The sequence below is a fragment of the Microbulbifer maximicatervae (SeqCode) genome (genome assembly GCF_052467615.1).
In genome coordinates, this window is record NZ_CP174319.1 from 3,749,221 (window position 1) to 3,772,213 (window position 22,993).

The following is a 22,993-nucleotide window of genomic DNA, read 5'->3' on the forward strand; positions in this document are numbered from 1 at the left end:
GAGCCCGTCTCTCGGGCACTGGAGCCTATATGGGGACATCCCCGCACAGTTCAAGTGGTTTTTCGCGCTAGCGCACATCCTCAGAGTAATGTGGCCCCGCCCCTATAGCTAACCGGGAACGAATACTGTATAAATAACCACTAATTGGGCCGGGCGCCCGCCGATTAGCAAGGACACAAGCGATCTCTATGCTGCTGCATCTGTCTATCAGCCAATTCACCCTGGTGGACCAACTGGAGTTGGAGTTTGGTCCCGGTACCAGCACCCTGACCGGCGAGACCGGCGCGGGTAAGTCAATCACCTTAGATGCCCTCGGCCTGGCGCTGGGCGGTCGCGGCAGCGCTGAGCTTGTGCGCACCGGCGCCAATCGCGCCGATATCAGCGCCACATTTGATATCGCCGAGCACCCCAGCGCCGCCAGCTGGCTTGAGTCCCAGGAGCTGGACGCCGGGCAGGAAGTCATTCTGCGCCGCACTATCGGCGCCGACGGCCGCTCCCGCGCCTATATCAACGGCCAACCGGTCACTCTGTTGCAGCTACGCGCCCTGGGCGAGCAGCTAATCGATATCCACAGCCAGCACGAACACCAATCCCTGCTGAAGAAAGAAACACACCTGCGCCTGCTGGATGAATACGCCCAGGCCCAGGATCTCGCCGCAGAGACCCGCAGCCGCTTCAAAACCTGGCGGGATCACTATCGCCGTTATCGCACCCTGGCCGACAGCGCCGAGGAAGCCGAAGCCCGCCGCCACTTGCTGGAATACCAGCTTAAGGAACTGGATCAGCTGGGCTTGAGCGAAGGGGAAATAGAGTCCCTCGAGAGCGAACAGCAACAGCTGGCCAATGCCGGGGAAATCCTCAGTGGCAGCTACCAGTTGGCCGCTTTCTTGTCAGGCGGTGAGGGTGATATCGCCGAACAGCTGCACCGCGCCCTGCAACTGCTGTCCTCCATGCCCGGGCAGGCTCCGGCCTTAGTGGAAGTGGCACAGATGCTCGACAGTGCGCGCATCCAGGTGGATGAGGCCGCAGCCACCCTCTCCCGACACATCGATCGCTTCGAGATGGACCCTGAACGGCTCTCCGAAGTTGAAGACAGGCTCAGCGCCATCTACCAGGCGGCGCGCAAACACCGAGTCCAACCACAGGAGCTGCCGGCACTACAGCAACAGTTACAGGCAGAGATGGACGATATCGGCAGCCCAGATGCCCTGGAGCGCCTTGCCGCAGATTGTGAACAACTGGAAAAGCAATATAGAAAAGTTGCCGGCAAGCTCAGCAAGCTGCGCAGTAAAGCGGCAACTTCGCTGGCGGAGGCCGTAAACGGCCAGCTGGCCGACCTGGCCATGCCTCACGCTCGAGTAGAGCTATCACTACAAGAGCTGGATACGCCCAATAGCCAGGGACTGGAAGAAGCGGAAATATTAATTTCCACCAACCCGGGCCAACCGCCTCGTCCCCTGGGCAAGATTGCCTCCGGCGGTGAACTCTCTCGGGTCAGTCTGGCAATCCAGGTGGTAACTGCGCAAACCTCCCGCACCCCCACCCTGGTATTCGACGAGGTGGATGTGGGTATCGGCGGTGCCACCGGTGATGTGGTGGGCCGCCTGCTGCGTCAACTGGGAGAAACCCGCAATGGCCGCAGCGGCCAGGTAATCTGTGTGACCCACCTGGCCCAGGTAGCGGCGCGAGCCCACCGCCAATACCTGGTGGAGAAGCACAGCGATGGCGAAAGTGTTTTTGTGGCACTGCGCGAACTCACCAACGGCGAGCGCCGCGAAGAAGTGGCGCGCATGCTCGGCGGCGCCCCCACCGCCCAATCTCTGGCTCATGCTGAGGAAATGCTGGAGAGAATTTAATCCCCCAAACCCTTCTCTCGGGCTGGCTATGGAGTCAGCCCTACCTCCTTCATACGATTCCGGCGCCAAATGTCACCAAAGGACAAAAATGGCGTATTTTGGTAAGCAATCTTATACCGTAGATCAATAAATGACCGCCACACAATCCGGTATACCACCCCTTTCGTCGGATATATGTGCCGATTTAGGACAAACGCACAAATATGACTGGGAGCGGCGGCTAAAGTCACCATATACTTGGCGGCTTATTTTTCGATGTATGAGTAGTCCCGGCCGAGGTTATGCAGAGAACGATTTTCAACACCCCTATTGTCACCCCAATCCTCCGCTTGGTTGCACGGGTGCTACTGAAGTTGCACGGCTGGCGTGTCAAAGCTGACGAGCAGTCTCTCAAACTAAAGCAGTACGTATTGATCGGCGCCCCCCATACCACTAACTGGGATGGCTATTACTTTATTCTCGCCGCACTCAAACTGAAGATGACCCCGCAGTGGATGGGCAAAGACAAGCTGTTTACCTTCCCGCTGGGTGGCCCCATGCGCTGGTTCGGAGGTATCGCCGTAGACCGCAGCAAAGCCAACAACCTGGTGGATGCCACCGCCAGGCAGTTCAAACTGCGCAAAGAACTGGTTATCGCTATTCCCCCCGAGGGCACTCGCGGTTTGGCGGAACGCTGGAAGACCGGCTTTTACCATATCGCCCGCAACGCCAGGGTTCCGGTGGTGCTGGGCTATATCAGCTTCCCCAAAAAAGAAGTGGGCATCGGCCCGATAGCGCAATTCAGTGAAAACCTGGAAGCCGAGCTGTTGAAGCTCAAGGAATTTTACGCGGATAAAATTGGCAAGTTCCCAGAGCTTTACACCCCACCCTGCCAGTCGTAACACCCAGCGTAAGCATTTGAAGGGTGCGGTGAATACCGCACCCGAAAGAATCACTTCTCTTTTTCTGTCACATACAGAACCAGGCTATGGCCAGTCAGCTCATAGCCGTGCTCTTCAGCGATCTGGCGCTGTAGCTCCTCAATCTCTTCATTGTGGAACTCGATAACCTTACCGGTATCCGTGCACACCATGTGATCGTGGTGATCGCCACGATCCAGCTCGAATACGGAGTGGCCGCCATCGAAGTTGTGGCGCACTACCAGGCCCGCGCTCTCAAACTGGGTCAATACCCGGTACACAGTAGCTAGGCCGACATCCTCTCCCGCCTCCAGCAACAGCTTATAGACATCCTCAGCACTCAAATGCTGCTCACTAGTGCTTTCGAGCAATTGCAGAATTTTCACCCGCGGCAGAGTGACCTTGAGGCCAGCCTTGCGCAATTCCTGGTTTTCGTTCGACATGTATCAATATTTCCCGGCAGGATTTTAAAAGTTATCCGAAGTTGCCCAAACCCACAGCGGCCATTTATAAAGGATTCCGACCCTGGAGTCCCGTCTGTCAGCGAGCCAACTCTTCAGGTATTATCCCATGCCCTACGGAGTCAGAGAAACCCCGTACTGCTCACTTAGGGCAGAACTGGTAAGAGGAGGAACTTTTTTTCTCCACTTGAGACTAAACTGACTGTTTGTAAGAAATCAGCGTGAGCGCTGCCGTTTGAAACCGAATAATGGAGCAATGAATGCCGCCTAGTCTGAGATTTCTCACTATCGCCTTCCTGTGCAGCTTGCTGGGAGCTTGCACACTCGTAAAATTCCCCGGTGTACACCGTATTGAGGTGCAGCAGGGCAATATCATTACCCAGGAGATGGTGGATCAGCTAAAGCCAGGGATGACGCGACGCCAGGTACAGTTTGTTCTGGGCACTCCGCTGCTGGAAGATACTTACAACCCCAACCGCTGGGATTACGTCAATCGCCTTCGCGACAAGAAAGGCAATATCACCCAAAAGACCTTTAGCGTTTACTTTGATGAAGACTCCCTGGTAGCCACCAGCGGCGACTGGCAGCCCACAGGCTGGCCCTAAGCGGAAGTCCCCTCGGCGCCTTTCTTCTTCTCAGCCATACGCTTGGCTTTCTCGGCGCGCTGCTTGCGCGCCTCTTTGGGATCGGCGATCAAGGGGCGATACACCTCAACCCGGTCCCCGGGTTGCAGGACATAACTTTCCGCCGGCGGCAGCCCCTTACTCCCCAGCACCTGGGCAAAAATACCCATCTTTGCCGTATCCGGATCAACTTCGGGATACTCCTTGGGAATTCCCGAGCGAATTAGCGCCTCCCGCGCAGTGGTACCCTCAGACACCAACAAACGCATTAATCGCTGTTCGTGGGGCAGTGCGTACACCACCTCCACCGAGATTGTTCTCTCTTCTGTCATTGGGGTTTCCCGTAAACTTCTTCCGCGCGCTCACACATAACCGCGACCATCTGGTTGGCCAGGTCACTGAAAATTTTTCCCGCAGCCGCCGCGATCAATCGATTTTTCATCGAAAACGAAAGGGTAAAACTCACTTTACAGGCATTTTCAGCCAGTGGAGTAAATTCCCACAGTCCCTCGAACTGCTCGAAAGGACCATCCACCAGCTTGAGCGTCATCGACTTGGGACGCACCAACTGATTGCGGGTCACAAAGCTCTGCTTTATACCCGCGCGCGACAAATCCAGGCGCGCCTCTAAAGTGGTGTCATCGCTGTGGATAATCTCCGCAGCGCGACAGCCGGGTAAAAATTGCGGGTAACTGGCCACATCGTTGACCAGATCAAACATTTGTTCCGCGCTGTACATCACCAGCGCACTGCGTTCTATTTCAGTCATTCCTACTGTCTAACCCAGTCCATCAGGCAAAATTACCTGGGATTACCGTTGAACGGCTAATTTTGCCAGTCGGCGCTACTCAAGCAAGACAATTCCTGCAACAATCGCATTTTTTACCGGTGGGCCACACTTAGCCCCAGCCGCAGTAACAAAAACTACAAGCATTCAAAAAATAATAGCGAGAGTACTTATGACCGCAGTGAGAGAGCATTTTGGGTCAAGGCTGGGCTTTATCCTGGCCGCAGCAGGTTCCGCCGTCGGTATTGGCAACCTGGTCGCATTCCCTGTAGCAGCCACCAAGAGCGGGGGCGGCGCCTTCTTACTGGTCTACGCTCTCTTCGTATTTCTGATCTGTCTGCCGGTGATGATGGCCGAACTCGCTATGGGGCGCCGTTCAGATAAAGACCCTGTCGGGGCCTATCGGCAGATATCCAAGGGCTCCACCCTGTGGAGTATTCCCGGCTGGCTGGCCCTGATCACGCCATTTATGATCGCGGTTTTTTATCTGGTAGTTACCGTATGGGTAATGGGATACCTGGTAGAGATCTTCTCCGGCAACCTGGATAAGCTCGCCACCCCAGATTTCTTTATCCACTTTATCAATACACCCACGGTATTTATTTACCTGGTTGTCCTGATGCTGATCATCAATGCCATTCTCGCTATGGGTGTTAAAGACGGTATCGAGCGGGCCGCAAAAACACTGATGCCCATGCTGTTTGTAATGTTATTGGGACTGGTGTTCTTTGTACTGACTCTGGATAACGCCGCCCTCGGTTTGCAGTACTACTTGGTACCCGACTTCAGCAAAATTGACGGCAACGTAATCAGTAAAGCCATGGCCCAGGCCTTCTTCTCCCTGTCTCTGGGAATGGGCATCATGATTACCTACGGCTCCTATATGAAGAAGAAGGACTCCATTCCCGGTTCTTCCCGTGCCGTAGCGATTACTGACACATTGGTAGCCTTTACTGCTGGCCTGCTGATTTTGCCGAGTATTTTCCACTTTAACCCGCAGATTGATCCGACAGAGCTGAGCGACTCATCCGCCGGTATGATCTTCCTGTTCCTGCCGAAGATATTCCTCGCTTTGCAAGACGGAATCGGCTACATGGGCGCCAGCGCCGTAGCGGCCATCTTCTTCTTCCTGGTACTGGTTGCCGCCATTACTTCCCTGGTTTCCATTATTGAGGTGCCTATCGCCACCCTGCGCGACGAGCGCAACATGGAGCGTAAGAAGGCTATCTACATCGTTGCGGCAGTTCAATTTGTACTGGCCATCGCTTGCGCCGTATCATTCGGTATGGCCACTTGGTTTACAGAGTTTGTACAACTGGCCGGCGCAAACAAGTCGTTCTTCGATTTGGTGGAGATCATCTTCTACGACACCATCCTGCCTCTAAACGGCCTGCTGGTATGTCTGTTCGTGATCTACAAATGGAAGAAATCCAATTTTGATAAAGAGCTGCAAGAAGGTGACAGCAACTTTGCAGGCTCGTTTTCGCAAAAATACGTTAACTTCTCCCTGGGCACTTTTATCCCATTGATACTGCTGCTTATCTTTATCAATACCGTGGCCCTGAAGTTTTTTGGACACAGTTTTATATAGTCACTCGTAGTTTAGTCACTCGTAGTTTTCATGGCCAAGAAAAAGAAAGCACAAACATCCAATACCATCGCCCTCAACAAGAAGGCCCGCCACGACTATTTCATTGAAGAAAAGTTTGAGGCGGGCGTTGAGATGAAAGGCTGGGAAGTCAAAAGCTGTCGGGAGGGCAAAGCCCAGCTGACCGACAGTTATGTCATTTTCAAAAACGGGGAAGCCTGGCTGCTGGGTGCCAACATCCAGCCGCTACCCAGTGCCTCCACCCACTTTGTCACCGAGCCCGACCGCACCCGTCGCCTGCTGCTAACCAAGCGCGAGCTTTCCAAGCTGATCGCCGCTGTTGAGCAGAAGGGTCACACCGTGGTTGCCACAGCCATGTACTGGAAAGGGCATCTGGTGAAGTGCGAAGTCTGCCTTGCCAAAGGTAAGGCGAGCCATGACAAACGCGAGACTGAGAAGAAGCGCGATTGGAACCGCGAAAAGCAGCGCCTAATGCGCTCGGCGCACAAATAGTGCACAGTGAACTATTAGAAGAATAATTACGGGATTTACCATGAGTGCACCGCGAGGACAGTTCAGCTCGAATATTGGCTTTTTGATGGCCGCGGCGGGTTCCGCCGTTGGTCTCGGCAATATTTGGGGCTTTCCAACCAAGGCCGCCAGTAACGGCGGCGCCGCCTTTGTAGTCGCCTACTTATTTCTAGCCTTTGCGCTGGCCTACCCGGCCCTGATGGCCGAACTCACCATCGGCCGCCACGCGCGCCGCAATATGGTGCAGGCGCTGCGCTCCATTTCCAACGGGCCCATCAGCCGCTTTTTCGGGGGCCTGACCGGCTTCGGCGGTATCCTGGTGGCCTCCCTGATCCTGAGCTTCTACGCCATTGTGGCGGGCTGGATGGTGGCCCACCTGGCCCAACCTTTCGCCAGCCTGTTCGGCGCCCAAGAGGCGGCCCAGTGGTTGGCCGGCAACAGCACCGATCGCAATATGATTATGACCGCCATCTTCAGTGGTCTTACCATGCTGATTATCGCCAGTGGTGTTGAGAAGGGGATCGAGCGCTGGTCCACCCTGCTGATGCCATCGCTGATCATCCTGTTATTGCTGTTGATCTGCTACGTACTCACCCAGCCCGGCGCTCTGACCGGCCTGGAAGTGTACCTGATGCCCAACTTCGACCACTTCACCCCGGATCTGCTAATTTCCGCCATGGGCCAGGCCTTTTTCTCCCTATCCCTGGGTGTAGGCACCATGCTGATTTACGGCTCCTACCTGAGCCAGCAGGAAAGCCTGCCGCGCCTCGGCGCCCTGGTAACCCTGATTGATGTGGGCATCGCCTTCACAGCGGGCTTGCTAATCCTGCCCGCCATGTACGTAGCCCAGGAAGCCGGTACCCAGATCTTCTCTGCCGACGGTTCCCTGATCGCCGGCCCGAGCCTGATCCTGCAAGTTCTGCCCGCGCTGTTCGACACCATGGGGGAAGCCGGGATATTCGTCGCCATCGCCTTCTTCGCACTGATGGTTATCGCCTCCCTCACCTCCTCCATTTCCATGCTGGAAGTGCCGGTGGCATTCTCTATCGAGAACCTGAATATCCCCCGCCGCATCGCCACCCCGATCGTTGGCCTGATCATCTTCGGCGTGAGCTGCGGCATCATCTACAACTTCGACGCCCTCTTCGGACTGGCAGTCAGTATCAGTACTGAATATGGCCAGCCCCTGCTCGGCATTGCACTATGTATCTTTGCCGGCTGGATCTGGCGCCGCGACCAGCTGCTGAGCGAACTCAAGAAAGGCCATGAAGATATCGAAAACACCCTGTTCTGGAAGATCTGGCCCTGGTACGTGCGCATCGTCTGCCCACTGCTAATCCTGACCGCTTTCGTACAGTCCATTCGCTAAACTGATCTCCCCCCGGCGGTACCTCACCGCCGGGAACTCCCTTCCCACCTAAGCCCTCCCTCAAAGCGCCTGACTAAAGCGACTCTGATCGCTCAAATGCCAATTACATAAAATTTATTGCTAACGTGAATTTTGAGGTATACTTAGGTGACACACATGAGTGTTTCTTATCGGGGATGACTTGGATTCGACGCCGGTTACGAAACCTTGGGTGCATGCCGAGATGGCAGCGAATCTCGTAAATCCAAAGCTGTATTTTATTAGTTGCCAACGACGACAACTACGGTGCCCAACTCGCTGCGTAAGCAGCTTGTGAAGCGCTAACTAAGGGTTCGTCCCTTAGCAGTCTTCAGCAAGGTTCCAGTATCGCGCTGTAGACTGTTATACAGAACTGGATCGCCGCAAGCCATACCCGTGGGTAAGCGGTTAAACAAATTTCGGGATCGCCCTATACGTCCTGACCGCCGGGCTGTAATGGGTTAAATCAATAGACGGAGCTAAGCATGTAGAGCCTCTGGCAGAGTGCTGACGGACGCGGGTTCGACTCCCGCCATCTCCACCAAATTGCTGTCTCAGACAGCCCACGAAAGCCCCGCAAACCTAGAGTTTTCGGGGCTTTTGTTTATCTGGGCCATCCCAGTTAATCTAACCCAAATCCAGCCATTGCAGACCCTACTGAAATCGAGCGCCTACTAACTGCCATAGACGATCCCAATAGTAAGAGCAGCCCTAAAACTACCCCCTCTCTTACTCTGCCCCCTAGAGAATTGCGAAAACTTGAGTGGACGGAAATCAATTGGGATGCCAAGCACATAAAACTGCCCGCGAAAAATGAAAATGGGCCAGCCACACATTAACCCTCTTGCTGAACAAGCTCTAGCCCTGATCACTGGGCTATGACAATGAAACCATGACCGCCCCGGCTCCCGTGCAATGGCCCGTACTCTGTTAGACCGCGACACTCGGCAGATTTAATTTAGAATTTGCGTTTTCATCAAGCAAAAACCTGAATGTGGTACATTCATCTCAAATCAGAGAGGTGGAACACATTCTTCAATGGATTTACGAGGATAAAGGGATATGTCCATCAACGAACATGCAACCAAGATACAGGTGAGTCGACTGGTTAACACCGCTCTGACAGCGATTAAGGATAAAGATCCGAGATTTGATCAGACTCTGGTTCGCACTCTGGATCAACTCAACTTAATCAGCCGGAACCTGAATACCGCCAAACATAACGTACAGCACTTTGCTGGAATGATGGCGAGCGGCGCTCATGGACAAAACGCCTACCGAGTCAATCAATCCATGAACTCGAAGCTGAGAACCCTTTCATCACTTGAAGCCTTCCTCGCAGAAGAATGGAAAAAGCTTGGTAAAGCAGTTGACGCATATAGGACACAGCTACCATGGGAAGGCAAGACCGAATTGGAACTCCTGGATATGCTTGCGGGAGAAATTGAGTCGTTCGATAAATTACTTAAGAAAAACGTCATTCAGGTTCCAAAGCACCAGACCAATCTACACCAAACGATGACCCTTCAAAGAGAAATCACGCAATTAAAGGCAATACCCGCTCATACAGCGCCAAGTATGCTTGTCTTAATTTCCATCGGCCTTCGTTTATTTGCAATGTACGTCGGCTCTAAAAGAGTGAATAGCAATAGATAATCTCGATTTCCCTTTTGGCAGCTCACTAGGCGCTGGACATTTTTCATCTGACAGGCTCAATGCCTGTCGGAACCTTCTAAATAAGCAGGGCAAATCAAGATTGTGTTAGGAATACCCATATTTCTACCCATTAACCTGGTTAAAACAATACCTTAAAAAAACCACTTAGCCACTCACCTCATAAAGAACAAAGCCTCATCCATCGATCATGTGATGCACTCCTTACAATACGCACGAGCTGCACCTATACACGAGAGAAAGGTTTATCAACAATCAAGCAGGCCGCTCGCCTGTTGACACCGATAAAGGTTTTTTCATATCAGTAAGAGCCATCACTAGTGGAAAAATACAAACCTATTGGCAATAGTCTTCGCCGTCACTTTAGCTGTCATTAATGTATCAATAAAGCTATTCACTCTATACTTCAAGCACCCTTAAAAATTTAAATAAAGGACTGCCATGAGCAAGTCTGAGCACGAAGCGTTTATGCAAGCAGCCATTGAGGAAGCGCGCAAGGGCTTGGCCGCAGGAGGTGTTCCCACCGGCTGTGTAGTAGTGCGTGATGGAGAAATTATCGGCAGAGGCCACAATCAGCGTATCCAACAGGATAGTGTTATCAAGCATGCTGAAATGGACGCATTGGAAAAGACTGGAAGGTTACGAGCAGTCGAGTATCAAAAGTGCACGCTTTATACGACCCTTTCGCCCTGCCCTATGTGCAGCGGAGCCATACGTCTATACGGCATTAGGAATATTGTTATCGGTGAAAACAAAACTTTTCAGGGAGATGAACTATTACTCAGATCTGAAGGCATAAGCCTAACCATTCTAAATAATTCTGACTGTATTAATCTTATGAATGAATTTATCCAGCAGTACCCTGAGATCTGGCATGAAGATATTGGCGAGTAAAAAATGTTAAAATATTGAATGAAAGCAGAATTAAATAAAAAATAATAAAAGAATTATTTCTGTACATAGAGAGTGAGCATTCAATCCCTCGATTTTATGAGTACCCCACTATCCAAAGCCTTGCTACAGAGCGAGCTAGAAATACGTGATTAAAAGATAACCCAGCTAATACAGAGCCGGTATGCGTTAGCTCAGTTTATTGTCGAACTTATACCAGATAGGGTTTAGATTTTTTCTTTTATCATTTAGACCAGAATCGTGCAGGTTTTCCACCATGAATATCGTGCCACATCTCATTTTCACCCCTACTAAAAGCCCAGTTTTATCCAGCTCTTAAAAATCTGATAACAGCTTTTTGGCACGTTATTTAGCCCTCTCCTTCCTCCGCTTTTCATATCTAAGGGAACGTTTTTGATCTGTCACACAATACTCATCCAGTAGCAATAACCTCGAGAGCAATGGATAAAACCTTTGCTGCTGCAATAGTCTCGTAACTTTTCACTGAAAGGCTCCATTTAGAACATCCCAATAACGGCGCAAAAAATGTTATCAAACAAAAGACATCAACATTTTCCCTGATAATGCCTTCGACTTTGTTGGCTGGTGCCCTTTTGAAGAGTAACTTAGGGCGGGTGGCAATTTTCTTGTAGGCCTGATGTTCGATTGCCGCATCAAAGAGGGCTCGTGGTGCTACCCGGCCACTCGCCTTTTCAAAAAAATCAAACTAATGAAGATTACGGAGCATCATCATGGAAGAGACTCTCACACTCTCTCCCGACAGCCTGCAGCGCCAACTCAAAAAGCAAACCGCTTCCCTCACTCTCTCTCCTGACGACCTGCAGCGCATGCTAGGCAAGCAAGCTACACAATTAGATAGTTCGACCTCTCTCTCTTTCGAATTCACGCCAACATCTCAAACAGACCCACTGCGACGCGATCCCGTCCTGGGCAACCTCTTGCATTATGAAGCTCGTATGCTCGAGTGGCTCAGTGAATCTGAAGGCAATGCACGCCAATTCGCGCTCGACCCAATTTCGACCTTTCAGCGGGTATGCGACCCGAGCCCCGAGCTGGTCGAGGAGTTGCGCGGCCTGTTTGACCGAGAAGAGCCAAGCGACTTAATTGAAGAAGAAATTGAAGAGCAGCAAGGTCTTCAAGAAGTTGAATCCTCGCCAGATCCGGACCTTTCACAAGGCTGGGACTTGATCAGTGCCTCGACCCAAGGAGCGGTCAACAATTGGATTAGCGAGCTCTTCGAAGGCGACTCCGGCCAATGGTCCTTCAGCGGAAGTGTCGGCAAGGGCCCCGCCAAGGTTCGCTACGAGTTCGCATTTGATTGTCCCGCCTTCATCGCTCCCGAAGACCAAAAGGCGACGCTCGACCTACCCATCGCAGGATTCATCAAATTCCCAGGTATCACTAGCAACATCGAAGATGCACAGGGCCAAAGCCCCGGTCACGCCCGGCTCGTTCTTGACCTCGACAAAATGCAAGCCAGCGCCAGCATCAACCACTATGGGCAAGTCACCGTGACCATCAAGAAGCCCAACTGGGACATGATGGAACTTGACCTCAGCGATATTCAACTTTCAAAGTCGATCAAGGGCCTCGACATTACCGACGCGATGAAAGGAGCAGTCGACCAACTCATCTCAAGTTTTGATTGGCCCATCAAGTACACGGTTGCTCAACACACCCCCCTGCCCGCCGGGAACCTGGATATCGGGGTGATGTATACAGCCTTTGATGGCGACTCCGACTCAAACCTGTTCGGACTTGGGATATGCCGTGGGAATCGCCAGCCAATAGACGCGCTTCTACCACAGACTGTCCCTAGCAACTGTACATCCGCACTCATCGTATCCAACGACATCATATTGACTTCGGTGGCTGCAGCGATTGCTGAAGCAACACCACTGACCTCATCGCAGCTGACGGTGACCGATACCTACCCCGAAAAAATGTACCTCAACACAGACGTAGAGGATGTGATTGAGGGAGCGCATATCAAAATCAAAGAAAATAACCTCCAAGCGGCGTTCAACAACAACGGCGATCTTGTTATCAGTGCCGACATCAGGGTGAAGCGTGGGGCCATGACCCTGTGGGTCTACCAAACCCTAAAGCTCTCTGCGACGATAAGCTTCAACGCCTACGACGATGTGCTCAACATTCAGGTGAAGACCAAAGCGAAGCTCCCCTTCTGGTGGGCGTTCGTACCGCTTGGCTGGGTCATTCAATTGATCATCTCAATTTTGAGTTCGAAGAAAGGGAGTGTCGACATCGCGATTCCCGGCTTCCAGGTCAAGAAGACGAATTCGCCCGCTTATCTCCAGGTTGGCGGTGACTGGGCCTATATGCCAATCAAGCTTCATTCCACCCCAATCGCGCCTCCGAATATTCAGATGATGCACATCAATCAGCAGCTGGATGAAAACGGCGGAAGGTTCCGGTTTGACTTCAGCAAATACGGCTCAGAAGTGACGAGCTTCATCGTTGCCGCCACCTACTGGTTCTTCAAGTACGAAGGAGGTACGGACCACCAGACGCAAACGCTGGGCCTGTCGCTCACCCAGGTTCACAACAAGAATGCCGTCCTCACCGTCACTCCAGACGCCACCTTGTTCGGCCAGAAGAAAGGTTTAAGTCCCTCAGACTCCCAATTGACATTGTCCTGCATCGCAGTGGTCGACGGTCCTAAAGACGGTGTGATCCTACCGAGAACCATCACCGATATCCCCAATGAATCAACCAGCCCATACATCCCCCTCGATGAGCCAGAGGCTTATGCTGCCCTTGGAGGCTGGGCGTGCGAGTACCACAAGGACAACGATCCGAGCGAACCCCCAAAGTCACACCACGTTCGCACCATTGAGCTCGATGCAACCACCGCGGTTCCTAACAACTACGAAGTGGGTATCCAATCGACTGCACAGATGCACGATGACTCGGGCAACAATGCCATCGCATCGATTGATGGCAATCTCATTGAGCTGAGCAAGAGCCCCCCTCTGATCGCAAAGTACGTGGCAAACCTCCAAAAAACGAGTGATGACGTGTATGTCGAGATGGGCCAGCCCATAAGCGACGCGGCAGTATTCCTGTCTGGCTATCGCGTCCACTACGACAGCAGTGACCACGATATCCGGCAAGTCGGCGGAGGTTCGGAAACCTACTCTACATCAGGCTCGCAGGTCATACTGCACAATCCACACGCACTGATCGGCGACGGCGACTCGGGAAACAGCAAGCACACTCAAGAAAACAGCGAATCGCACGTGTCGTTCCTAATTATCGCAGTACCGGAGTAAATCGCGCGTTGCTCGGGTGGCCATTACACGCCCGAGCAACCCATGCGGTTTCTTCGACGGTGTACACGCTCAGTCTTTTTTGGATGACGCACCGCCGATACTTCACGGCAAACTGTAGTGGTGCACAATTTGGTAGCGAAAAGTAAGCAGCTTTTTATCAACTTTATCGTAAGTAAATGGAAATTCATTAGCAGACAGTTTTTTGCATTGCAGGCACAAATCAGTTTTAAGCCGAGTTGTGTCTGCAATTAACGAAGCACTATTGCTATAAATTAATAGTATGCCTGCCATGCGATATAAAAGAGCAAGCCAGTAATTAGTAGACTTGGCTTCAAGGAATTTGAGCTAATCTCATATGCTGCACAAGTCTATACCGCTCTGCTAAGAGCTGATGAAATCAGAATCATGAGAGCTATTTCGGCCAAAACTCACACTTACTAGAAAGCACAGTGAACGAATAGATTAGTACTACGCATAAGCCTCCCTGCCGGATTACTGTGTTTCTAAATTGAGGTAAATATATGAACGACCAAATTAAAAAAGTGCTTGAAGATGCGTAGAAGCGACTTGAAGAACTGTTGTCTGATATAGAAAAGCATCACAAGCCCCCCTAAATAGCCAGCAGAAAACGAGGACAATTTCGGAACTCCTAAACCTAGAACTTCCCTAGAACCCTAGCCTCGACTTAACTCGTCACCGCCAGATTCACATTGAACCCTTGATAAAAATTCAAATTATTAAAGTATTTTAAATAATTTACTCAGAGAGACCGAGAATCTAAAGAGTGTAGAAGCAAACTCAAAAGAACAATTCAGTAAAAAATTTGGATCTTATTACACCAAACTCAAATATTTTTTTAAATATAATTACCCTTTCAAACCTACCGCTATTCTAATGCTGCCACTCAAAATACCAAAGGAGCCATCCCATCTCATCCCCTTAAAGCCCAACTTATGATAGATTTAGTCATTATAATCATGCAAGTGTCATAAAGGACCTGTACGAGTTGTGCTGTAGACCCACATCTATAAGATTTTCATTGTCTTTAAAAGCTAGTCCTTAAATTCGGCACTGTAGAAAATCTGTTTAACAAATTAAAAAATAGGGAACTCGAGGTATGACCAATGCATGGATGATCCGCGCCGGGCGCGGTGGTATTTACAGTGAAGACTTCGAGAAAGGCTTTGCCGCAATCGGTTGGCCACAGCTGGGAGACCTAAGCCAGTATTCAAGCACCGAGCGCTTGCGGGACGAATTCATCAAGATTTACGGCAATGACAAGCCTGCGGCTACCGGCAATGCCCTCGCTATGATCCTGAAATTTCGCGATCAGATTGTCGCAGGCGATTATATTGTGAGCTACAACCCGGAGACCCGGAACTACCTGTTGGGCGTCGATAAAGGGGAGTATCTCTTCCAGCCGGATATTATCGGTGACTACCCCAACCTGCGTAAGGTGGAATGGCTCGGTAAAGTCAGCCGCGACCAGCTGCCCCAGAAAGCAAAGAACTCCCTCGGCTCCACCCTCACCCTCTTCTCCCTAAGCCAGGAAACCATTGATGCCTTCCTAACCATATTCGAGGGCCGTACGATAACGCCCCTGGAAGACGAAGCCGCAGAAACTGATAGCGCACAGCTCAAAGACGAAACCGTGGCCCAGAGTCACGAACTAATCAAAGACAAGATCGCCGCACTGCTGCCCGAGGAAATGGAGGAGTTGGTTGCAGCGATACTGCGCGCGATGAGCTTTAAGGCCAAGGTATCCCCCAAGGGCCCTGATCGCGGTGTCGATGTGATCGCCTCACCGGATGGCCTGGGCCTTACCCAGCCGCGCATTAAAGCCGAAGTAAAACATCGCAACGGGTCCATGGGTGCCCCGGCCATACGCGGCTTTATCGGCGCCCTGCGGGAAGGGGATTCCGGCCTATTCGTGAGCACTGGCGGCTTCACCCGCGAAGCCCGCTACGAAGCCGACCGCTCCACCTTTCCCCTCACCCTAGTGGATCTCGATGACCTGGCCGATCTTATCGTCAGCCATTATGAAAGCTTCGATTTGGAAGGCCGGGCACTGATGCCTCTGGTGCGTATTTACTGGCCAGTGGATTAAGACAGGCAGGCTAGTACCGTGATCGAATATCGCTATCCAGAAGAGAAAACCGTTGCCCTGTTTTTTGCTGAATTACTGCAAGATACAGTGGCAATGGATATTTTAGAACGTGGATATGTAACCACTTCAGAAGAAGCCACTCATCTCAGTAAGTTCTTCTGGGCCATGGTTGAGAAATCCGCACAAGAGTCAGAGCTACCTTGCGAGGCCAGCTCTGAATACTGGCTAGAAAAGCTGTACAACAGCTTTGGCGGATACCTTTTCGAAAAGGGTTATGAGCAGCAGTGGGATGATGAAATTGATAATGCCTAAACTTCAACATCAGAACCATATAATAATGAAAAGCTGCTTTTAAAACTTTTATGGTCTCTGAAAATACTAGCATAAACCTACCTAAGCCTTCTGACATAATGCCTAGCGAAAATTCTCAACTTCCTCTACACCTCGAAAACTCTTTAAAAATTAGAATATATATCGAGGCTTACACATAGTGATGAAATTTAACGAACATAAACTTGCCATCAAAGATATAGCAATTCACTACTCCCACAAGCTAAAAAACCAACTGGCCGAAGACATTCTACTTGGCAAGAGAGATATCACTTCAGCTGAAGAAACTAAACTACTGACTCAGTTTTTCTGGCAAATGGCAGATCAGGCAGCTAAAGATTATCAAAACGATGGACAACCAGATATTGATGTCGACCTTGAGGATTGCATGGAAAAGCTAATGAATATTTTCATCGGCTATACCAAAAGAGCAGGCTTTAACCAACAATGGGTTGAAGAATCCAATAGGATTAACAGCACTTAAAGTTTTTTTCACCATCGAGTCCAATGCCAGCTATTACCGGCCTTTCATCTATCCGTTTCTCTAGCGCTATTATTCTCGGCGACTCAATAAAACTGGCCAACAGTTTCCTGCCATCAGTGAACTAAAATCATCAATAATTCTTCTATCTATTTTTTCTTCATAGACATAATAGACAATAAATCTCGGCTGCTTACTAGTGCCTAACTTTGACTCTTCATAAAAACAGAAGGAAAAGTGTTGAATAACCTCATCACCGTCTACATCTTCATAAGCCACAGTAAGAGAGTCCCATGAAGGCGAAGATATACCCTTAAGTAATTCTTTTTGGGCACGCACATTATGGTCCTTGTAAGCAACAGTCAAACCTGCAAGCTGGTTGCTGGACACATGGAAAGACACTTTCGTATCACCAAATGTTTCCGGTAGAGAATACATAAAATCTGCTTTATCCGCTTTTAATACGTCAGGAATTCCTGCCTGCGTAATCATAGAAAAAGAGGCTAGCAGCAATATTAAAATTCCACTTTTCATCATCCACCTTTCAGCTCTTTTGATAAAACCGTCCCACCTCATAAAAGACGCAAGAAATTCTAGCAAGTTAAAAATACAAATCACATCAACTAGAAAAAAAATCTACAGACCAATATACCAATCACCTGTGAGATATAGAACCAGACAACCAATAAAATATAGGCGCCCAAATAATCTTATTGGATTTTATTCAGTTTTCTTCAGCGTCAAAGCTGCGTAAAATCGATAGATATTTATCAATATTTTGGGCCGTGATCAAATCGGCTTCGACAAGCCAGCAGCCCAAGATAAAACAAGAACATCAAGAGTTGTATAAAAGACCCATTCTCAAAGGAGAACGGTAGCGTGACGTAAGAGTAAGTAAAAGGCGCTGACCCAAGGTGCGGCAACACCCGGGGCCAGCTAACCAAATTGATAGCATAATTATCAAAGTGGCTCCATGAATGGTACGCTAGAAACCCACTCGTCTTCAATAAAAGGTTGCACATTCAGTAACCTGAGGCGATTCCCCAAGCACTGGGAGTCTAGCGCCCGCCTTTTCTTCTTTTACGCCTACCGTTCTCGCGCCCCTCCTAATACCTGCAACCGATATTACTTTCCGGACCTTCCCGTTGCGGGAGGTTTGCCAATGCTTTGCGTCTCATTAGGAAACCAATATGTTGATTTTAAACCGCCGTACAGGCGAGAACCTCAGGATTGGGGAAAACGTCTCAATAACAATATTAGAAGTTAAAGGTAATCAGGTGCGGGTAGGTATAATCGCTCCCAAGACCTTACCGGTTCACCGTGAAGAGATTTATAGGAGAATCAAAAGACAACAGAGGCAAGACAATGGGGATAAAAAGCAAATTTTCCCAGTAGAGTGAACCCTAACAATCCTGCTTTGGTCCTACTACTTCAAAAACGATAACTACCGCAACCCTTGTGTAATCGAACAATCTGTCCAGCATTTAGGGCTTCCTTATTCCAGAGGCCCTAAATGCTGGACAGGAAAGTTTAACAGTGCCTAGGCAAGGTCAATTAATGTAACAATTTAGCCAGCTGTACCACCTAATGCAGAAGATGCAAAAGCCGGCAAAATACGTTGTTCTATCAAACCCAGGGTTTTGTCATCATCTCTGTGGCCGGTGATCGCAATCACTAAATCAAGATCTTCAATGGAGATCACATACTGGCCACCACCGCCCCAGCCAAACTTTGCAATATATTTCTTGTTTCCAACCTTCAAAGGCGTTCGCCAGAAGAAGTAGCCGTATGAAAAATTGGTGTAGTCAAACTCATCATCTTTGGGAACAGCTACTTTACCAGTAGCCTTGGCAATATACGCCTCCGGTATTAACTGGTGGCCATTCCATTTTCCCTTATTAAGTACCAAAGTGCCCCACTTAACCATACTGCGCGATGTCATCATGGCTCTTGATCCTGCCTGGGGCACCCCACTAACAGCTTCCTTCCAGTGATAGATATCTATCCCCATCTTCTCCAGCAGCTCTTCTTTAATAAAGTCACTCGCGGTGCCGGGAACTACAGCATCCAGAACCAGCATTGCAATCATTGGGTCTGAGCCTTGGTATAAATAAGTTTGCGAATCAGAAGTGATCGGCTTACTGTGACTTAGATAGATTTGGGCCAGCTTTTTCCCGGTTAACTGCTCTTTGTTTTCCAGTAAGACATCGAGTTTTTCCTCTGCAATACGGATTCCTGACTGCATGCTCATAGCATGATTCAGTGTGACAAGGTCTGCGCCTTTAACAAACTGCTTCCTATCCAATCCTTTGAGGAAGGAAGTGACAGGCTTGTCTAGGTCTTCCATGGTCAAATGACCTAACTGTATCGCCCTCCCAATTGCCAGGGCTGTATAGGCCTTGGTGGCAGACGCTTGTGGGTGAGGAAAATTGACACGACCAAGGGAGTAATAGGATTCAAATACCAGTTTGTTGTTTTGTGCAATTAGCAAGCTATCGTAAGGTGTATGTTGGTTATCAGCTATTTCTAGTGCCAGCTGTTGCAAACTCTCCTTGATTACATCTATCTCACCAACAGGAATACCGTCTTTTCTATCCGCTGGAGTTGTATCAATAAATGCTTTTTTAAGCTTTGGTATTGATCTCTCCAGGCCTGTGAGGTCACTACCATAGTCGGCCATATTTATTTCTGGAGCATGCAAATCTCCTGCGCTCGCAGTGGCGCTTATGCCATACATTAAGCCGATTGCGATTAGCTTTTTAATAATCATCTTAGAGCCCAAATTTATTTATAATTAATATGATTCGATATTCCATTGATTAGTGTTTCAGCTTATCGGCAAGCCAATAAATACTGCGCACGGATGTCTTTGGGAATGCTGTAGTGTGATTCGCCGATTCGATAACCACCGGCTCCAGAGATAAGTTAGCCAATTTTTGGCCCTTTAACTCGCCAACAAACTTTTCTACCGTAGCGCCGAGCTCCTTCTCTAATGCACCGTAAGCAATAAATACGTTTGTTTGCTTGGGTAGTTCCATCAATGGTTTGTTAGGCTCTGATTCAAGCCGGGAATCCATATAAGTGCCTATCAATCTTGATGGGCTACCGATAATGTAGTTTTGAAAAGTATCCGGTTGGCTTATTAAGGCATAAACCCCAAAGAGCCCTCCGAATGAGTAACCGAAATAAGTACGGTTATCTGGATTTGCGCGGTAATTGCTTTCGATATACTTAATAACGTCATTTCTTATAAAGGCGAGATGCTGATGAGCCTCTCCTTTATAGGTTTTTTTATCTTTATTATCTGAGGGTAGTGCTGGCTTAAAGTCCCGATATCGACTCGACCATTCATTTTCATCAGCTGGCTTATCTTTCTGCCAACCAATACCCACCAAAATGGCATCTTCCAGTGCGTATTCAGTAGTGGCCGATAGTATTTCAACTGCCCATAAAGCATCTGTATAGTAAATAACCGGGTGCTTCTTAGTATCACTCTCCTCGTATTTTTCAGGCAGCTTAATAAACAGCTCGTATTCTCTGTTACTGCTGGAGTCCTGAATGGGTATTACTTGGATTGTGGATAACTCCAGGGCCTTATGCTCACCTGCTTCAAGGGCAGCGATAGGTAGCAACAGGAGAAAGGCGACTAGTAAACGCTTTTTCATATCAGTATTTATACCGTTACATGTGATCGGAGAAGCGCTCAATATAAATAAGGAGCCAATGAAACACCTGAAATGCTCCTGATTTTTGGATGACTTTGTGCTGCTGGCATAAAGTTCTTATTTATCAATGAGTTACAAAGCACGCTTTAGATGTAATCAGGGTTTATGCTAGTATCGACGGCAAAAATTCAGCTCAAATTTTGTTCAGGTAGATACATCAATGGCTTTACAATATTGGGTGGGTGACTTCTTTATTGATTTATCCAGAAACCAGATCACCCGAAGTGAGCAATCGCAAACTATCCCCCCAAAAGCCCTTGCTGTCTTAACCCACTTGGCAAAGCATCAGCGAAAAGTGGTGAGCCAGGATGAGCTACTGTCTGAAGTCTGGCCCGATACAATAGTCACACCAAATACGCTGCAAAGAAGTATTGCGCAACTTAGAAAAGCCTTGGGTGAGGATCGAAAGCAGCAGTCTTATATTAGAACTCACGCCAAACAGGGTTATAGCCTGGAGTGCGATATTGTTTGGCAAGATGATGATTCTATTCCTCAGGATAAGACAGCACCGAAAGAAGAAGCTCCCTCCCCCACTTCCCCTAAGCCTGAAATAGATATAACACCGGCTAATCCAAGCCACCAAGCCCAGACTATCAAACCAAATCGATTTCCAATCTTTGCACTTGTCGGGTTGGTATTATTAGTATTTGCTATATTTAAATACTCTCCACCCGAGCAAAGCTCTCAGCTTGTATTTGATCGATTACAGGCAGTAACCGCAACTGACCGCAAAGAATTTGGCCCCTCTTATTCGCCAGATGGTGAATATATTATTTTTAATCGTTATCTAGATAAGCTCTGTGTTAATAAAATCTGGGCCAGGAATATACATACCCAGAAGGAGACGGAATTAACTCCAGAATGGGGTACTTATGGCCGCCATACACTATCACCAGACGGCAAGAAACTGGTATTTATTTCCGAAGAAGACTGCACCATACCGCTAACCCAGAATACCTGTTACAACCTGGTAAGCCTGGATTTTCAAAAGGCATTGGTAAGCCCACAACAACCAAATGTATTAATGCGCTGTAAGAACTCGGCCATTAGGAACCCTGTATGGTTAAATAACAATGATCTCGCTATTTTGCATAAAGAGACTAACCGTTGGCGGTTGATCAACTATTCAGTCAGGGATAATACCAGTCGAGTCCTTTATGATCTGGAGAATGGAAATCTGGCCTACTTTGATTACTCAATCGCTGATGGGTTAATAGCTGTAACCAGCCATCACCAAGATGGCCAGCTTTATATCGATATGCTGGATTCCAAAGGGGCACTTTTATCCAGCCACCCGGTAGACTATCCAGATGAAATCCCCCAGCGCAGGACTATATCCCCTAACTTTTCGCCGCTTAAAGATGAGTTAATCTTTAGCACAGGCCGACGACTCTTCTCTCTTACTTACGATGGAAAGGTCAGTAAGCTCGATTTGCCTTTGGATCAATCTGCCAGCACACCCGATTTTCACCCAAATGGGCAGAGGGCACTTCTCATTAAGGGCCGATACGATAGTGATATTGCATCAATACCGCTTAACCAATCTGAGTCATTCGAAACACCTTCGGAGGAAGATGTCAGCGAACTCTACCCAAGCACAACACGGTCGATTTTGGGAGAAGATGATGGCATTTTCCAACCCAATGGCAACTTGATTGCATTTACATCCAGGCGCTCTGGTGAAGACCAGGTGTGGATAACTGATGGCAGCGATTTACGGCAAGTCAGCCAGTTTCCAATGGATACCAATATCTACGGTATTAGCTGGTCCGCCGACGGCCAAAACATACTGGCGAGTGCCAATCAGGTACTGACTAAAATCTCCCTGGACGGTAGCAGAGAAGCCTATTCACTAGCGCATCCAGTTGACCGACTATTCCAGTGGGATAGTGTAAGTAACCTCGCGCTGTTAACTTTAACGGTTAAAGGCGTTACAAAGTTTGCAGAAGTAAACTTGGATAATCTTGAAGTAAGCATTATCAACGATACCCAAGTTAACTGGGCCCAACGAAGCAAGGATGGCCAGCTGATCTATATGGATCATATGAACCGCTTCTGGCAGCCTGGCCCTGCGGAAGACCAGCTAATCGAAGAGCTGGTTCATCAGGGCAGTGAGAAAAGGTTTGTACTCAAAGAGAATGTGATTTACTCAATCAATCGAGATGATCAGTTATGGTCTTACGACCTCGACACCAGTAACTTTTCTATTTTGAGAGCAGTGCATAGAGATATCGATTATTTGACTGATATTAATCAGGAAAACCTAATGATTACCTATGTTGTTGCCGCTAAAAAAGAAGTGGCTGAGTTATTCTTACGGGAATAGAAATACAACCTGT

General features: G+C 49.1%; 20 protein-coding genes and 1 other RNA gene. 15 read left to right on the top strand and 6 right to left on the bottom strand.

Annotation, left to right across the window (positions count from 1 at the left end; translation table 11 throughout):
- Positions 1-188: 188 nt before the first annotated feature.
- Entirely contained in the window at positions 189-1,856 is a 1,668-nt protein-coding gene (recN, locus tag ACJJIM_RS16585) for a DNA repair protein RecN (protein ID WP_413663276.1), read from the top strand.
- Positions 1,857-2,137: 281 nt separating this feature from the next.
- The gene (locus tag ACJJIM_RS16590) at positions 2,138-2,737 is read left to right on the top strand and encodes a 1-acyl-sn-glycerol-3-phosphate acyltransferase (RefSeq protein WP_413663277.1); all 600 of its coding nucleotides are present in this window, start codon (positions 2,138-2,140) and stop codon (positions 2,735-2,737) included.
- Positions 2,738-2,787: 50 nt separating this feature from the next.
- Here ACJJIM_RS16590 and fur read toward each other — a convergent pair whose 3' ends face one another.
- On the bottom strand, positions 2,788-3,198 hold the full coding sequence (gene fur / locus ACJJIM_RS16595; protein ID WP_282931309.1) for a ferric iron uptake transcriptional regulator: 411 nt from the start codon (positions 3,196-3,198) through the stop codon (positions 2,788-2,790).
- A gap of 278 nt (positions 3,199-3,476) precedes the next feature.
- Between fur and ACJJIM_RS16600 the strand changes: the two genes are divergently transcribed.
- The gene (locus ACJJIM_RS16600; protein WP_413663278.1) at positions 3,477-3,821 is read left to right on the top strand and encodes an outer membrane protein assembly factor BamE; all 345 of its coding nucleotides are present in this window, start codon (positions 3,477-3,479) and stop codon (positions 3,819-3,821) included.
- On the opposite strand, the gene ACJJIM_RS16605 is transcribed toward ACJJIM_RS16600, so the two are convergent.
- Positions 3,818-4,171, bottom strand: coding sequence for an RnfH family protein (locus tag ACJJIM_RS16605; protein WP_444911508.1), 354 nt, complete (start codon positions 4,169-4,171; stop codon positions 3,818-3,820). The genes ACJJIM_RS16600 and ACJJIM_RS16605 overlap by 4 nt on opposite strands.
- Positions 4,168-4,608 carry a type II toxin-antitoxin system RatA family toxin gene (locus ACJJIM_RS16610; protein ID WP_413663280.1) on the bottom strand — a complete coding sequence of 147 codons (441 nt, stop codon included), beginning with the start codon at positions 4,606-4,608 and terminating at the stop codon, positions 4,168-4,170. Before ACJJIM_RS16610 ends, ACJJIM_RS16605 begins: the two co-directional genes overlap by 4 nt.
- A gap of 190 nt (positions 4,609-4,798) precedes the next feature.
- Here ACJJIM_RS16610 and ACJJIM_RS16615 point away from each other — a divergent pair, with 190 nt between their 5' ends.
- From ACJJIM_RS16615 to ACJJIM_RS16660, 10 genes are all read left to right on the top strand, one after another.
- Positions 4,799-6,217, top strand: a complete 1,419-nt coding sequence (locus tag ACJJIM_RS16615; RefSeq protein ID WP_413663281.1) for a sodium-dependent transporter — start codon at positions 4,799-4,801, stop codon at positions 6,215-6,217.
- A 30-nt stretch (positions 6,218-6,247) separates the two neighbouring features.
- Positions 6,248-6,727: an SsrA-binding protein SmpB gene (gene smpB, locus ACJJIM_RS16620; RefSeq protein ID WP_282931304.1), complete on the top strand. Its 480-nt coding sequence runs from the start codon at positions 6,248-6,250 to the stop codon at positions 6,725-6,727.
- Positions 6,728-6,767: 40 nt separating this feature from the next.
- On the top strand, positions 6,768-8,114 hold the full coding sequence (locus ACJJIM_RS16625; RefSeq protein WP_413663282.1) for a sodium-dependent transporter: 1,347 nt from the start codon (positions 6,768-6,770) through the stop codon (positions 8,112-8,114).
- A 172-nt stretch (positions 8,115-8,286) separates the two neighbouring features.
- Positions 8,287-8,676, top strand: a transfer-messenger RNA (tmRNA) gene (gene ssrA, locus ACJJIM_RS16630).
- 518 nt (positions 8,677-9,194) lie between these two features.
- Positions 9,195-9,788: a hypothetical protein gene (locus tag ACJJIM_RS16635; protein ID WP_444911509.1), complete on the top strand. Its 594-nt coding sequence runs from the start codon at positions 9,195-9,197 to the stop codon at positions 9,786-9,788.
- Between the two features lie 459 nt (positions 9,789-10,247).
- On the top strand, positions 10,248-10,700 hold the full coding sequence (locus ACJJIM_RS16640) for a nucleoside deaminase (protein WP_444911510.1): 453 nt from the start codon (positions 10,248-10,250) through the stop codon (positions 10,698-10,700).
- Positions 10,701-11,449: 749 nt separating this feature from the next.
- A complete protein-coding gene (locus ACJJIM_RS16645; RefSeq protein WP_444911511.1) occupies positions 11,450-14,011 on the top strand; it encodes a hypothetical protein in 2,562 nt (853 codons plus the stop codon).
- A 1,117-nt stretch (positions 14,012-15,128) separates the two neighbouring features.
- Positions 15,129-16,118 (top strand): restriction endonuclease, encoded by a 990-nt coding sequence (locus ACJJIM_RS16650; protein ID WP_413663290.1) that lies wholly within the window; start codon positions 15,129-15,131, stop codon positions 16,116-16,118.
- Between the two features lie 18 nt (positions 16,119-16,136).
- The gene (locus tag ACJJIM_RS16655; RefSeq protein WP_413663291.1) at positions 16,137-16,430 is read left to right on the top strand and encodes a hypothetical protein; all 294 of its coding nucleotides are present in this window, start codon (positions 16,137-16,139) and stop codon (positions 16,428-16,430) included.
- 181 nt (positions 16,431-16,611) lie between these two features.
- Positions 16,612-16,932, top strand: a complete 321-nt coding sequence (locus ACJJIM_RS16660) for a hypothetical protein (RefSeq protein WP_413663292.1) — start codon at positions 16,612-16,614, stop codon at positions 16,930-16,932.
- Positions 16,933-17,001: 69 nt separating this feature from the next.
- On the opposite strand, the gene ACJJIM_RS16665 is transcribed toward ACJJIM_RS16660, so the two are convergent.
- The gene (locus ACJJIM_RS16665; protein WP_413663293.1) at positions 17,002-17,466 is read right to left on the bottom strand and encodes a hypothetical protein; all 465 of its coding nucleotides are present in this window, start codon (positions 17,464-17,466) and stop codon (positions 17,002-17,004) included.
- Positions 17,467-18,119: 653 nt separating this feature from the next.
- On the opposite strand from ACJJIM_RS16665, the gene csrA reads away from it, so the two are divergent.
- Complete coding sequence (csrA, locus tag ACJJIM_RS16670) at positions 18,120-18,329, top strand: carbon storage regulator CsrA (protein WP_413663294.1); 210 nt, start codon at positions 18,120-18,122, stop codon at positions 18,327-18,329.
- A gap of 167 nt (positions 18,330-18,496) precedes the next feature.
- On the opposite strand, the gene ACJJIM_RS16675 is transcribed toward csrA, so the two are convergent.
- Together ACJJIM_RS16675 and ACJJIM_RS16680 are read right to left on the bottom strand one after the other, a co-directional pair.
- Positions 18,497-19,699 carry a serine hydrolase domain-containing protein gene (locus ACJJIM_RS16675; RefSeq protein ID WP_413663295.1) on the bottom strand — a complete coding sequence of 401 codons (1,203 nt, stop codon included), beginning with the start codon at positions 19,697-19,699 and terminating at the stop codon, positions 18,497-18,499.
- Positions 19,700-19,748: 49 nt separating this feature from the next.
- Positions 19,749-20,594, bottom strand: coding sequence for an alpha/beta hydrolase (locus ACJJIM_RS16680; protein WP_413663296.1), 846 nt, complete (start codon positions 20,592-20,594; stop codon positions 19,749-19,751).
- A gap of 220 nt (positions 20,595-20,814) precedes the next feature.
- On the opposite strand from ACJJIM_RS16680, the gene ACJJIM_RS16685 reads away from it, so the two are divergent.
- On the top strand, positions 20,815-22,980 hold the full coding sequence (locus tag ACJJIM_RS16685) for a winged helix-turn-helix domain-containing protein (RefSeq protein WP_413663297.1): 2,166 nt from the start codon (positions 20,815-20,817) through the stop codon (positions 22,978-22,980).
- The last annotated feature ends 13 nt before the right edge of the window (positions 22,981-22,993 follow it).